The 14,359-nt window shown below is 73.3% G+C and carries 8 protein-coding genes; all 8 read left to right on the forward strand.

What is annotated here, in order from left to right; translation table 11 throughout:
- Positions 1-12 precede the first annotated feature (12 nt).
- The 8 genes from mreD to AB5J87_RS23435 all read left to right on the forward strand — a co-directional run bounded on the left by mreD (position 13) and on the right by AB5J87_RS23435 (position 14,211).
- The gene (gene mreD / locus AB5J87_RS23400) at positions 13-693 is read left to right on the forward strand and encodes a rod shape-determining protein MreD (protein ID WP_369379011.1); all 681 of its coding nucleotides are present in this window, start codon (positions 13-15) and stop codon (positions 691-693) included.
- A 16-nt stretch (positions 694-709) separates the two neighbouring features.
- On the forward strand, positions 710-2,908 hold the full coding sequence (gene mrdA / locus AB5J87_RS23405; RefSeq protein ID WP_369379012.1) for a penicillin-binding protein 2: 2,199 nt from the start codon (positions 710-712) through the stop codon (positions 2,906-2,908).
- Complete coding sequence (gene rodA, locus AB5J87_RS23410) at positions 2,908-4,098, forward strand: rod shape-determining protein RodA (protein WP_369379014.1); 1,191 nt, start codon at positions 2,908-2,910, stop codon at positions 4,096-4,098. Before mrdA ends, rodA begins: the two co-directional genes overlap by 1 nt.
- A gap of 81 nt (positions 4,099-4,179) precedes the next feature.
- On the forward strand, positions 4,180-5,724 hold the full coding sequence (locus AB5J87_RS23415; protein ID WP_369379015.1) for a CHAD domain-containing protein: 1,545 nt from the start codon (positions 4,180-4,182) through the stop codon (positions 5,722-5,724).
- 87 nt (positions 5,725-5,811) lie between these two features.
- A complete protein-coding gene (locus tag AB5J87_RS23420; RefSeq protein WP_369379016.1) occupies positions 5,812-7,740 on the forward strand; it encodes a TIGR03960 family B12-binding radical SAM protein in 1,929 nt (642 codons plus the stop codon).
- Positions 7,741-7,814: 74 nt separating this feature from the next.
- Positions 7,815-8,936, forward strand: coding sequence for a hypothetical protein (locus AB5J87_RS23425; RefSeq protein WP_369379017.1), 1,122 nt, complete (start codon positions 7,815-7,817; stop codon positions 8,934-8,936).
- A gap of 132 nt (positions 8,937-9,068) precedes the next feature.
- Positions 9,069-9,890 carry a TIGR03936 family radical SAM-associated protein gene (locus AB5J87_RS23430; protein ID WP_369379018.1) on the forward strand — a complete coding sequence of 274 codons (822 nt, stop codon included), beginning with the start codon at positions 9,069-9,071 and terminating at the stop codon, positions 9,888-9,890.
- A gap of 238 nt (positions 9,891-10,128) precedes the next feature.
- A complete protein-coding gene (locus tag AB5J87_RS23435) occupies positions 10,129-14,211 on the forward strand; it encodes a ribonuclease E/G (RefSeq protein ID WP_369379020.1) in 4,083 nt (1,360 codons plus the stop codon).
- Positions 14,212-14,359: the final 148 nt, after the last annotated feature.

The following is a 14,359-nucleotide window of genomic DNA, read 5'->3' on the forward strand; positions in this document are numbered from 1 at the left end:
GAGCTGATCCAGATGCGTATCAACAGGGTCATCCTCTCCGTCGCGCTGGTCGTCGTCGCGCTCGTCGTCCAGGTCAGCGTGCTCGCCCGGCTCCAGCTGCCGGGCGCCGTCCCGGACCTGGTGCTGCTCACCGTCCTCGGGCTCGCCCTCGTCTACGGCCACCTCGGCGGCGCCTTCGTCGGCTTCGGCGCGGGCCTGCTCTCCGACCTCGCCCCGCCCGCCGACCACGCCGCCGGGCGGTACGCCCTGGTGCTCTGCCTGGTCGGCTACGCGGCCGGGCTCGCCAAGCCCGACCACGGCCGGCTGCGCTCGGCGACCGGCCCCATGGTCGTGGTGGTCTGCGCGGCCATCGGCTCCACCCTGCTCTACGCGGGCGTGGGCGCCCTCGTCGGCGACACCGCCGCCCGCCATGTGGGCCTGTCCAACCTGCTGTTCACGGCCGCCGTCTACGACCTGCTGCTCGCGCCGTTCACCGTGCCGCTGATCATGGCGATCGCCAGACGCGCCGAGAACGACCCGCTCGCCGACACGTCGTCGGGCACCGGCGCCCGCAAGGGCGGCGGCATCGCGGCCGGCTGGCTCTCCGGCGGCACCGGGCTGAGCATCGGCAACCAGCGCGGCGGCCTGCGCGTGAAGGCCGCCCGCAACCGCGCGGCCCGGGCCGGCCGCATCAAGGGCGTCAAGCGACTGTGAACGAGGGGGCCACGGCGTGAGCAACATCCCCGAGACGGGACGCACCCCCCGGGTGCAGATCCGGCTCGTCATCATCCAGGTCCTCGTCTTCTCCCTGCTCCTCACCCTCGGCGGACGCCTCTGGTACCTCCAGATCCGCAACGGGCAGGAGTACGAGGACGAGGCCAAGAACAACCATGTGCAGCAGGTCGTCCAGCCCGCCGTGCGCGGCGACATCCTGGACGCGCGCGGGGTGCCGCTGGCGGACAACGAGACCCGGCTGGTGGTCTCCGCCTCCCGTACCGACCTGACGAAGATGCCCGACAAGGGCAAGGCGGTGCTGACCCGGCTGGCGGGCGTGCTCGGCATGAAGCCGCAGGACGTCATGGACAAGGTCCGGCTCTGCGACGCCAAGACCCCCAAGCCCTGCTGGAACGGCTCGCCGTACCAGCCGATCCCGGTCACCGACAAGGCCACCACCCAGCAGGCCCTGCAGATCCGCGAGCGCTCCGAGGACTTCCCCGGCATCTCCGCCGACCCCACCGCGGTGCGCCGCTACACCTCGCCCGGCAAGGCCAACACCGCCCAGGTGCTCGGCTACCTCTCGCCCGTCACCGACGACGAGATCACCCAGGCGAAGAACAGCGACTCGCCGTACCTGCGCTCGGACATGGTGGGCCGCTCGGGCCTGGAGCGCACCTACGACAAGCAGCTGCGCGGCAAGGCGGGCGTGACCCGCTACGAGGTCGACAACCTCGGCCGGGTCATCGGGCAGGCGCAGAGCGACAAGGCCGAGCCCGGCTCCAACATCGTCACGTCGATAGACGCACGCGTCCAGGCCGTCGCCGAGTACGAGCTCAACCACGCGATGGAAGAGGCCCGCAAGGAGTTCGACAAGAACACCAACGAGAACTACAAGGCCGACGCGGGCGCCGTCGTGGTGATGGAGGCCAAGACCGGCCGGGTCGTCGCCATGGCGTCGCTGCCCAACTACGACCCCAACGCCTGGGTCGGGGGCATCTCCGCCAAGGACTACCAGGCCCTCACCGGCAAGGAGTCCAACTACCCGCTGCTGAACCGCGCCATCCAGGGCCAGGCCGCCCCCGGCTCCATCTTCAAGGTGGTCTCCTCGGCGGCGGCGGTCCGCGCCGGATACGCCTTCAACGGCAGCTACCCCTGCCCCAGTTCGTACTCGGTCGGCGGCCAGGTCTTCAAGAACTTCGAGTCCCAGGGCCACGGCAACATCACCATCGGCCAGGCCCTGGAGGTCTCCTGCGACACGGTCTACTACGGCCTGGCGCACGACCAGTGGCTCAAGGACGGCGGCATGAAGCCGAAGAAGGACGCCTCCGACTGGTTCTACCGGACCGCCCACGACTTCGGCCTCGGCTCCAGGACCGGCATCGACCTGCCCAGCGAGGTCCCCGGCCGGGTCCCCGACCGCCAGTGGAAGCAGCGGTTCTGGGAGGCCAACAAGGACGCCTGGTGCAAGCACGGCAAGAAGGACGGCGACTACGTCGAGAAGATCGAGTACGAGAACTGCCTCGAAGGCAATCTCATGCGCGCCGGTGACTCGGTCAACTACTCCATCGGCCAGGGCGACACCCTCGTCACCCCCATCCAGATGGCGACGATCTACTCGGCGATCTCCAACGGCGGCACCCTCTACGACCCCACCGTCGGCAAGGCCGTGATCAGCGCCGACGGCAAGTCGGTCAAGGAGATCAAGCCCAAGGCGCACGGCAAGCTGCCGATGTCGCGGGCGACCCGCGACGACATAGACGAAGCCCTCGCGGGAGTCGCCACCCGCGGCACCGCCGCCTGGCGGTTCGGCGGCTGGCCGCAGAAGCAGATCCCGATGCACGCCAAGACCGGCACGGCCGAGGTCTACGGCAAGCAGACGACCTCGTGGTTCGCCACGTACACCAAGGACTACTCGATCGTCATGACGATCTCCCAGGGTGGTACGGGCTCGGGCGCGTCCGGCCCCGCCGTGCGCAACATCTACGACGCGCTCTACGGCCTCGACGACGCCGGCACCCAGGACCTCAAGCGCGCCCTGCTGCCCCAGCCGCAGCAGTCCCTGCCCAAGATCCAGCCCGACGGCTCCATCGACGCCCCGAAGATCGAGCCGTACGACCCGGACTCGCAGAAGGTCCCGGACAAGACCGCGGGCCAGCAGCTGGCCGCGGCCAACACCGACAACCGGGGCGGCGGACGGGGGCGCAGGGACTGATGGCCGGCTTCTCCGTCCAGCGCTACGCACCCGAGCGCTCCACCTTCGCCAAGCTGACCGCCCGCGACTCGGTGGTGCGCCGGCTCGACTGGTGGCTGCTGCTCGCCGCGCTCGCGCTGTCGTTCATCGGCTCGCTGCTGGTGTGGTCCGCCACCCGCAACCGCACCCAGCTCAACCAGGGCGACCCGTACTACTTCCTGATGCGGCACGCCATGAACACCGGCATCGGCTTCGGTCTGATGGTCGGCACGATCTGGCTGGGCCACCGCACCCTGCGCGGCGCGGTGCCGGTGCTCTACGGGCTGTCGGTGGTGCTGATCCTGGCGGTCCTCACCCCGCTGGGCGCGACCGTCAACGGCGCCCACGCCTGGATCATCATCGGCGGCGGCTTCTCGCTCCAGCCGTCCGAGTTCACCAAGATCACGATCATTCTGGGGATGGCGATGATACTGGCGTCGCGGGTCGACGCCGGGGACACGCCCCACCCCGACCACCGCACGGTGCTCAAGTCCCTGGGCCTGGCCGCGCTGCCCATCCTGATCATCATGATGATGCCGGACCTCGGCTCGGTCATGGTCATCGTGATCATAATTCTGGGCGTGCTGCTCGCCTCCGGGGCCTCCAACCGGTGGGTGCTCGGCCTGATAGGGGCGGGAGTGGCGGGCGCGGTCGCGGTGGCCGTGCTCGGGCTGCTCGACGAGTACCAGATCAACCGCTTCGCCGCCTTCGCCAACCCCAACCTGGACCCGGCGGGCGTCGGCTACAACACCAACCAGGCCCGGATCGCCATCGGCTCCGGCGGACTCACCGGCACCGGACTGTTCAAGGGCAGCCAGACCACCGGCCAGTTCGTCCCCGAACAGCAGACGGACTTCGTCTTCACGGTGGCGGGCGAGGAGCTCGGCTTCGTCGGCGCGGGCCTCATCCTCGTCCTGCTCGGCGTGGTCCTGTGGCGCGCCTGCCGCATCGCCCGCGAGACCACCGAGCTGTACGGGACGGTGGTGGCGGCCGGGATCATCGCCTGGTTCGCCTTCCAGTCCTTCGAGAACATCGGGATGACCCTCGGCATCATGCCGGTGGCGGGCCTGCCGCTGCCGTTCGTGTCCTACGGAGGATCATCGATGTTCGCCGTCTGGGTGGCGATCGGACTGCTCCAGTCGATCAGGGTGCAGCGGCCGATAACGGCCTGAGCACCGCGGGGGCGCCGGACCGGCCGAGATGGCCGGTCCGGCGCTCTGTCGAGGACCCGCGATCGCGTCTAGATTCGGTTCATGGCGGAGACGAAGCGCGAGATCGAGCGGAAGTACGAAGCCACCGGAGACGACGTCCGCCTCCCCGACCTCACCCGGGTCACGGGCGTGGCGAGCCTCGTCGACAAGGGCGTGGCCGAACTGGACGCGGTCTACTACGACACCCGGGACCTGCGGCTCGCCGCGGACTCCCTCACCCTGCGCAGGCGCACCGGCGGCGACGACGCGGGCTGGCACCTGAAGTTCCCGGTCGCCACCGGCATCCGCGACGAGATCCGCGCCCCGCTCTCCCCGGACGTGCCCCGGGCCCTCGCGGCCCTGCTGCGCTCGCGCGTCCGCGACGGCCGGCTCGACCCCGTCGTCCGGCTCCTCTCCTCCCGCCACGTGACCCATCTGCTCGACGCGGACGGCGCCCTGCTCGCCGAGGTGAGCGTCGACGCGGTACGGGCCGTCCGGCTCGGCCCCGGCCCCGCGGGCGCCACCGCCACCTGGACCGAGGTCGAGGTGGAGCTCGCCGACGACGGGGACCCCGCCCTCCTGGACCGCGTCGGCAAGCGCCTGCGCAAGGCGGGCCTGCGCCCCTCGGCGAGCGCGTCGAAACTGGCCCGCGCCCTGGCCGGGACCGCCCCCGACGTGCCCGGCCTGCCCGGACCCGCCGCCTCCGTACGGGACGGGGACGAGGACAGCGCGGGCGGCCACGTGCTGGGCTATCTGCGCGCCCAGCGCGACGCCCTCGTCGACCACGACCCGGCCGTCCGGCGCGACCTGCCCGACTCCGTCCACCAGATGCGCGTCGCCACCCGCCGGCTGCGCAGCGCCTTCAAGTCGTACGCCAAGGTCCTCGACCGGAGCGTCACCGACCCGGTCGGCGAGGAGCTGAAGTGGCTCGCGGGCGAACTCGGCGTCGACCGCGACCAGGAAGTGCTCACCGAACGCCTCCAGGGCCACCTCGCCGCCCTGCCCAGGACCCTCGTCCTCGGACCGGTCCGGTCCCGGCTGCGGACCTGGAGCACGGCCCGCCGCTCCGGCTCGCGCCGCAAGACCATCGCCGTCCTCGACAGCAAGCGCTACCTCGTCCTGCTCGACACCCTGGACGCGCTGCTGGCGGGCCCGCCGCTGCGCCCCGCGGCCGGGCGCCCGGCCGCCGAGGTGGTGTCCAAGGCGGTCGTCAAGGACTACGGGCGGCTGGCGGGCCGGGTGGTGGACGCCCTGGAGCTCGACCCCGGCGAGCCGCGCGACCTGGCCCTGCACGAGGCCCGCAAGGCGGCCAAGCGCGTCCGCTACTCCGCCGAGGCCGCCCGGCCGGCGCTGGGCGCCCCGGCCAGGAAGTTCGCCCAGCGGATGAAGGCCGTCCAGACGGTGCTGGGCGACCACCAGGACAGCGTGGTGGCCCGCGAGGCCCTGCGCGGCCTCGCGGTCCAGGCGCACCTCGCCGGGGAGTCCGCGTTCACCTGGGGACTCCTGTACGGACGGGAGGCCGCGGCGGCGGCCGACCGCGAGCGCGAGCTGCCGGAAGTCTGGCGCGCGGCGTCCCGCCCGGGGCTGCGCGCGCGGCTCGGGGCCTGAGCCGGGGGATCGCGGCGGCGGGGGGCACCTCGTGAGCGGGTTACGCTAGAGAGTCGCCCCCTTGCCAGCTCACGAAAGTTCGTCGAGATGACTGCCGCCGAATCGGTCTTCCCACAGCTCGAAGCTCTGCTCCCGCATGTGCAGAAGCCCATCCAGTACGTCGGCGGTGAGCTCAACTCCACCGTCAAGCCCTGGGAGAGCTGCGACGTGCGCTGGGCGCTCATGTACCCGGACGCGTACGAGGTCGGACTCCCCAACCAGGGCGTCATGATCCTCTACGAGGTGCTGAACGAGCGCGAGGGCGTCCTGGCCGAGCGCACGTACAGCGTGTGGCCGGACATGGAAGAGCTGATGCGCGAGCACAAGGTGCCGCAGTTCACCGTGGACAGCCACCGGCCCGTCGGCGCCTTCGACGTCTTCGGCCTCAGCTTCTCCACCGAGCTCGGCTACACCAACATGCTCACGGCCCTGGACCTGGCGGGCATCCCGCTGGAGTCCAAGGACCGCACCGTCGACGACCCGATCGTCCTCGCGGGCGGCCACGCGGCCTTCAACCCCGAGCCGATCGCGGACTTCATCGACTGCGCGGTCATCGGCGACGGCGAGCAGGCCGTCCTCGACATGACCGCGATCATCCGCGCGTGGAAGGCCGAGGGCCGCCCCGGCGGACGCGAGGAGGTCCTGTTCCGCCTCGCGAGGACCGGCAACGTGTACGTGCCGGGCTTCTACGACGTGGAGTACCTGCCGGACGGCCGCATCGGCCGTGTCGTGCCCAACAAGTCGGGCGTGCCGTGGCGGGTCAGCAAGCACACCGTCATGGACCTCGACGAGTGGCCCTACCCCAAGCAGCCGCTCGTGCCGCTCGCGGAGACCGTCCACGAGCGCATGTCCGTCGAGATCTTCCGCGGCTGCACCCGCGGCTGCCGCTTCTGCCAGGCCGGCATGATCACGCGCCCCGTGCGGGAGCGAAGCATCACCGGCATCGGCGAGATGGTGGAGAAGGGCCTCAAGGCGACCGGCTTCGAAGAGGTGGGCCTGCTCTCCCTCTCCTCCGCCGACCACACCGAGATCGGTGAGATCGCCAAGGGGCTCGCGGACCGCTACACCGAGGACAAGATCGGCCTCTCGCTGCCGTCGACCCGCGTGGACGCCTTCAACGTCGACCTCGCCAACGAGCTGACCCGCAACGGCCGCCGCTCGGGTCTGACGTTCGCCCCCGAGGGCGGCTCCGAGCGCATGCGCAAGGTCATCAACAAGATGGTCTCCGAAGAGGACCTGATCCGTACGGTGGCCACCGCCTACGGCAACGGCTGGCGCCAGGTGAAGCTGTACTTCATGTGCGGCCTGCCCACCGAGACCGACGAGGACGTCCTCCAGATCGGCGACATGGCGGTCAACGTGATCGCCAAGGGCCGCGAGGTGTCGGGCCAGAACGACATCCGCTGCACCGTCTCCATCGGCGGGTTCGTGCCCAAGCCGCACACCCCGTTCCAGTGGGCGCCGCAGCTCTCCGCCGAGCAGACCGACGCGCGCCTGGAGAAGCTCCGCGACAAGATCCGCGGCGACAAGAAGTACGGCCGCTCGATCGGCTTCCGCTACCACGACGGCAAGCCCGGCATCGTCGAGGGCCTCCTGTCGCGCGGCGACCGCCGCGTCGGCTCGGTCATCCGCGCCGTCTACGAGGACGGCGGTCGCTTCGACGGCTGGCGCGAGCACTTCAGCTACGACCGCTGGATGGCCTGCGCCGAGAAGACCCTGCCCTCCTACGGCGTGGACGTCGACTGGTACACCACCCGCGAGCGCACCTACGAGGAGGTCCTGCCCTGGGACCACCTGGACTCCGGTCTCGACAAGGACTGGCTCTGGGAGGACTGGCAGGACGCGCTGGACGAGACCGAGGTCGAGGACTGCCGCTGGACCCCGTGCTTCGACTGCGGCGTGTGCCCGCAGATGGACACGCACATCCAGATCGGCCCCACCGGCAAGAAGCTCCTGCCGCTGACCGTCGTCAAGTAACCACACGATCACCGGTTGATCACAGCAGGCCCCGCACCGCAACGGTGCGGGGCCTGCGCCGCGTCCTTACCCGCATGGAACAGGACCACCAGCCACCGCCGAGGCAGCCCGAGGGCTGTCTGACCGTCGCGATCCGCGTCCCCGTACGGATCGTGGTGCTGGTCCTGGTGGTTCCCGTCCGGCTGCTCTGGGACGCGGTCGCCGCGGCGGGCCGGGCCGTGCACCGCGCGGTGCTGCGCCCGGCCGGACGCGCGCTGGCCTGGCTGGGGCGGACCCTGGTCGTCGTCCCGCTGGTGTGGCTCGGCCACGGCCTGGTCCGGGCCGGACGGGTGCTGGTGGGCGTGCCCCTGGCCTGGCTGTGGCGGTGGCTGGCCGTGCCGCTGTGGCGGTACGGGGTGGCCGCTCCGGCGCTCTGGGCGTACCGGTACGCGCTGGCCCCGCTGGGGCGCGCGAGCGGATGGGTGCTGGCCGCCTGCTGGTCGGGCGTGGTGTGGGCCGCCTCCGGGGTGTGGGCCGCGCTCGCCCGGCTCGGCTCCGGGTTGGGCATCGGGCTCGGCTGGGTCGGCGCCCGCGTGTGGGCCGTGCTCGGCTGGGTCGGTGCCCGCGTGTGGGCCGTGCTCGGCTGGGCCGGGCGGGGGATCGGCGTGGCCCTGTCCGCGATCGGAACCGCCCTCGTTCGAGTGGGTTTGATCTTGTTCGTGGTACCCGTCGGGTGGTTCTGGCGCCGGGTGCTGACCCCCCTCGGACACGCCGTGGCCGTCGTCGCCCACGAGACCGGCGCCGCGTTCGGGCACGCCTGGCGGATCGCCGGACACCTCTCGCGGGCCCTCGGCCGCGGCCTGAAGTGGCTCGGGTGGCAGCTGGCCGGACGGCCGGTGCGCTGGGTGTGGCGCACCCTGTGCGCGCCGGTGCTGCACTGGGCGCGGGACACCCTGTGGGCCCCGGCCGCCCGCGCCGCCGCCGTCGCGGGCCGGGCCGCCCGCGAGGCGCTGGCGGCGGCCGGACGCACCGCCCGCGAGGCCCTCGCCTCGGCCCGCGACACCGTGCGCCGGGCCCGCGCGGACGCCTGGCGGGCGCTCGCCGGCGGGCCGCCCCGGGAACCCGGGCGGCATCCGGCGCGTACTCTGGGTAGTACAACTACTGCCTCCGGAGCGGTGCCCGCCCCCGAGATCTCCCTCCACAAGACGGAGGGATGAGCCGGGCGGCGCGCGGGCCGCGACCGGAGGGCCCCCACAGGACAGGTGGGCGGCGCCCACCGCGCCCGCCCCGCACGAGGAGAAGAACCACTGGGCAAGCGACAGCCCGAAGGCCCGCCGCCCGCACCTGCGGTGCAGCGCATCCGACTGCGCTACACCAAGCGCGGCCGCCTCCGGTTCACCAGCCACCGCGACTTCCAGCGCGCCTTCGAGCGCGCGCTGCGCCGCGCCGAGGTGCCCATGGCGTACTCGGCGGGCTTCACCCCGCACCCCAAGGTGTCCTACGCCAACGCCGCGCCCACCGGCACCGGCTCCGAGGCCGAGTACCTGGAGATCGCCCTCACCGAGCACCGCGACCCGGCGACGCTGCGGGCGCTGCTCGACGAGTCGCTGCCCACCGGGCTCGACATCACCGACGCCGTGGAGGCCCGCACCTCGGGCCTGGCCGACCGGCTGACCGCCTCCGTCTGGGAGATGCGGCTCGACGGCGTGCCCGTCGAGGACGCCCGCAAGGCCGTCGACGCCTTCCTCGCCGCCGAGACCGTCGAGGTCCAGCGCCGCACCAAGAACGGCATGCGCACCTTCGACACGCGCGGCGCCGTCGCCGGTCTCCAGGCGCTTCCTCCGCAGTCCGACTCCGCCGGCTCCACCGGAGAGGCTCCCGCCGGGCCCATCAATAGGCCGGTGGACAAGCCCTGTGCGATACTGCGCCTGGTAGTACGGCACCTGACACCTGCCGTGCGACCCGACGACGTCCTGTCCGGTCTCCGAGCTGTGGCCGACCTGGCGCCGCCGGTCCCCGCAGCGGTGACCAGGCTGGCGCAGGGGCTCTTCGACGAGGAGTCCGGCACGGTGACCGACCCGCTCGCGCCCGACCGCGAGGCAGCCCCGGCCGCTCCACCCAAGGCCGCCGGGACCGCCCCTGCGACGGTGCCGGAAGGTCCTGCCGCGTAAGGGCACGTCGTTGTAGCGCAGCCCTGGTACTCGGGAGCCACCTGGGTCGGGCCGCGCACTGACCAGGAGACTTTCGCCAGGCCGTACGTACATCGCGTACGGAACCGGCGAGCCGGACATATCAGCTCCCGTGCGGCGCCCGCGCCCCGGACGACGGCTTCCGCGCACATCACGCGGACGGGCCGCTCGGACCGGAACCAGGCGCGGCGCCCGGGAGCGTGACGGGAGCTACGCCCGCATGCTTGAGAACGAGAAGAACGAACCCGGTGTGACCGGGGACGACAACAACAGCCCCAGCGACACGCTGCCGCCGCGCCGCCGGCGCCGCGCCGCGTCGCGGCCCGCCGGTCCGCCGGGAGCCGCGGGCGCCGACGCGCCCGAGACCCCGGCCGCCGCCGAGGCCCCGGCCGAGACCGCCGCGCCCGCCGCCGAGGAGGCCGCTCCGGCCCGTCCGCGCCGCCGCGCCACCCGCAAGGCGACCGCGCCCGCCGGTGCCCCGGCCGCCGTCGAGGAGACCCCGGCCGCCGCCGAGGCCCCCGTCGAGAGTGCCGCGCCCGCCGCCGAGGAGGCCGCTCCGGCCCGTCCGCGCCGCCGTGCCACCCGCAAGGCCACCGCCGCCGCCGAGGCGCCCGTGGCCGCCGAGCCCGTCGAGGCCCCGGCCGCCGTCGAGCCGCAGGCCGTCGAGGCCGTCGAGGAGAGTGCCGCTCCGGCGCGCACCCGTCGCCGTGCCACCCGTAAGGCCACGGCTCCGGCCGGTGCGCCCAAGGCCGCCGAGGACGCCGAGATCGTCGTGGCCGCCGAGCCCGTCGAGGCCCCGGCCGCCGTCGAGCCGCAGGCCGTCGAGGCCGTCGAGGAGAGCGCCGCTCCGGCCCGTACCCGCCGTCGCGCCACCCGCAAGGCCACCGCGCCCGCCGGTGCGCCCGCCGTCGAGGAGACCCCGGCCGCCGGTGCGCCGCCGGCCGTCGCCGCCGAGGACCCGGTCGCCTCCCCGGCCGAGGAGGCCGCCGTCGTGGCCGCCGCCGAGGAGAGTGCCGCTCCGGCGCGCACCCGTCGCCGTGCCACCCGTAAGGCCACGGCTCCGGCCGGTGCGCCCAAGGCCGCCGAGGACGCCGAGATCGTCGTGGCCGCCGAGCCCGTCGCCGAGGCGCCGGTCGCCGAGGAGAGCGCCGTCGAGGCCGCCGAGGACGAGGCGCCCCGCGGTCGCACCCGCCGCCGCGCGACCCGCAAGGCCACCGCGCCGCAGTTCACCACGACCACCACCACCGCCGCCGCCGCCGAGGAGCCCGCGAAGGCCGCGGCGCCCGAGGCACCCCAGGCCGAGGAGAAGCCGGAGACCGGCCTCCCCCGGGGCGCCAAGGGCCAGGGGGGTGCCCCCACCCGCCGCCGCGCCACCCGCCCGGCCGTCGCCGTCTTCCAGGCGCCGGTCTTCCACGAGCCGATGTTCCAGACCCCCGAGACCGCCGCCGCTGCCGCCGCCCAGGCCGCCGCCGAGGTGACGGACGAGACGGACGAGGAGGAGACGGAGCAGACCGTCGCCGAGCCGGTCGTCGAGCAGGCCGAGCCGCAGGGCGGCTCCCGCCGTCGCCGCCGCCGTCGCGGCGAGAGCGCCGAGTCCGCGCCCGAGCCGCAGGCCCCCGCGGCCGAGACGGCCGACGAGGACGCGTCCGCCGAGGAGGAGCCGGAGGGCGCCGAGGCCGAGGAGCACGAGGACGACCGTCCCTCGCGCCGTCGCCGCCGCGGTGGCCGCCGCCGTCGCCGGGGCGAGTCCGCCGAGCAGGAGGAGACCGACACCGAGGACTCCGCCGAGGCGGAGGCCGAGGCGTACGAGGACGAGGACGACGAGTCCGACGACACCCCGTCCGCCGCGGGCACCAGCAGCAGCCGTCGCCGGCGCCGGCGCCGTCGCCGCAGCGGTGACGGCGGTGACCACGAGGGCGGTTCGGACGACCCGGAGCGCACCGTCGTCAAGGTCCGCGAGCCGCGCCCGGCCCGCGAGAAGGCCGAGCCGTCCGACGAGGTGCAGTCCATCAAGGGCTCGACCCGTCTGGAGGCGAAGAAGCAGCGCCGCCGCGAGGGCCGCGAGCAGGGCCGCCGCCGGGTGCCGATCATCACCGAGGCGGAGTTCCTGGCGCGCCGCGAGGCCGTCGAGCGCGTGATGGTCGTCCGCCAGAGCGGCGAGCGCACCCAGATCGGCGTCCTGGAAGACAACGTGCTGGTCGAGCACTACGTCAACAAGGAGCAGGCCACCTCGTACGTCGGCAACGTCTACCTGGGCAAGGTCCAGAACGTCCTGCCGTCGATGGAGGCCGCCTTCGTCGACATCGGCAAGGGCCGCAACGCCGTCCTGTACGCCGGTGAGGTCAACTTCGAGGCGCTCGGCATGGCCAACGGGCCGCGCCGCATCGAGGCCGCCCTCAAGTCCGGCCAGTCGGTCCTGGTGCAGGTCACCAAGGACCCGATCGGCCACAAGGGCGCCCGTCTGACCAGCCAGGTCTCGCTGCCCGGCCGCTACCTCGTGTACGTGCCCGAGGGCTCGATGACCGGCATCAGCCGCAAGCTCCCGGACACCGAGCGCGCGCGCCTGAAGACCATCCTCAAGAAGATCGTCCCCGAGGACGCGGGCGTCATCGTGCGCACCGCCGCCGAGGGCGCCAGCGAGGACGAGCTGCGCCGCGACGTCGAGCGGCTCCAGGCGCAGTGGGAGGAGATCTCCAAGAAGTCCAAGCAGATCTCGACCTCCTCGCCGAGCCTGCTGTACGGCGAGCCGGACATGACCGTCCGCGTCGTCCGCGACATCTTCAACGAGGACTTCTCCAAGGTCATCGTCAGCGGTGACGAGGCGTGGGAGACCATCCACGGCTACGTCTCGCACGTCGCCCCCGACCTGGCGGACCGCCTCCAGCGGTGGACCTCCGAGGTCGACGTCTTCGCGACGTACCGGATCGACGAGCAGCTCGCCAAGGCGCTCGACCGCAAGGTCTGGCTGCCGTCCGGCGGCTCGCTGGTGATCGACAAGACCGAGGCGATGATCGTCGTCGACGTCAACACCGGCAAGTTCACCGGCCAGGGCGGCAACCTGGAGGAGACCGTCACCAGGAACAACCTGGAGGCGGCCGAGGAGATCGTGCGCCAGCTGCGGCTGCGCGACCTCGGTGGCATCGTCGTCATCGACTTCATCGACATGGTCCTGGAGTCCAACCGGGACCTGGTGCTGCGGCGCCTGCTCGAATGCCTGGGCCGTGACCGTACGAAGCACCAGGTCGCCGAGGTCACCTCGCTGGGCCTGGTCCAGATGACCCGCAAGCGGGTCGGCCAGGGCCTGCTGGAGTCCTTCTCCGAGACCTGTGTCCACTGCAACGGACGCGGTGTCATCGTCCACATGGAGCAGCCCACCGGCACCGGTGGCGGCGGCAACGGCAAGCGCTCCAAGAAGCGCGGCCGGGGCGGCGACGGGCACGACCACGACGTGCACGAGCACGAGGCCGTGGAGACCGAGGCCGTCGAGACCGAGGCGGAGGTGGCGGCCGAGGTCGCCGCGCCCGTCGCGCTCGCCGAGCCGGAGTTCGTGCCGGACGAGGAGCTGTACAGCAGCGCCGCCGAGGCGGAGGCCGCGGCCCGTGGTGGCCGCAGCCGTCGCCGCGCGACCCGCAAGGCGTCGGCCCCGGCCGGTGCGCCCCGCCGGGCCGCCGAGAGCGAGCCGGCCGTGGCGGAGCCGGTGGTCGAGCCGGAGCCCAGGGCGGTGACGGTGGCGTCGTTCATCGAGGACGAGGCGCCGCGCGGGCGGGCCCGTCGCCGGGCCACCCGCAAGGCGACCGCGCCCGCCGGTGCGCCGGCCGCCGCCGAGGCCCCGGCCGAGGTCGTCGTGGCCGAGCCGGTCGCGGTGGCGGAGCCGGTCGTCGCGGCGGAGCCCGTGGTGGCCGAGCCGGTGGCCGAGCCCGTCGTCGAGGAGGCGCCCGTCGCCGCCCCGCCGCGGGCCCGTCGCCGGGTGACCCGCAAGGCGACCGCGCCCGCGGGGTCGCCGTCGGGCACCCAGGAGGCTGCGGTCGTCGTGGTGGCGTCCGCGCCGGTGGCCGAGGCCGTCGTGGCCGAGCCGGTCGCGGTTGTCGCGGATGAGGCCGCGGCGGACGTCGCGGAGCCCGTCGAGGAGGCCGCCCCGGCCAAGAAGGCGGCCCGCAAGACGGCGAAGACGGCCAAGAAGGCCACCACCGCGAAGAAGGCGGTCGCCAAGAAGACGGTGGCCAAGAAGACCGCGGCGAAGAAGACGACGGCGAAGAAGGTTGCCAAGAAGGCGGCGGCTGAGCCGGTGGCGACGGAGGGCTGATCCTCCGTCGGCACGACGCCGGCCGAAGGCCCGGCCCAGGAACCCCCTGGGCCGGGCCTTCGGCTTCGCCTGCGGGCCGTGGTGGGCTGGTCGCGCAGTTCCCCGCGCCCCTTGTCGGGCCGGGGTTTTGGCTGCGGACCGTGCTGGG

Origin of the sequence: Streptomyces sp. cg36 (assembly GCF_041080675.1) — a bacterium.
Classification (GTDB): Bacteria; Actinomycetota; Actinomycetes; order Streptomycetales; family Streptomycetaceae; genus Streptomyces.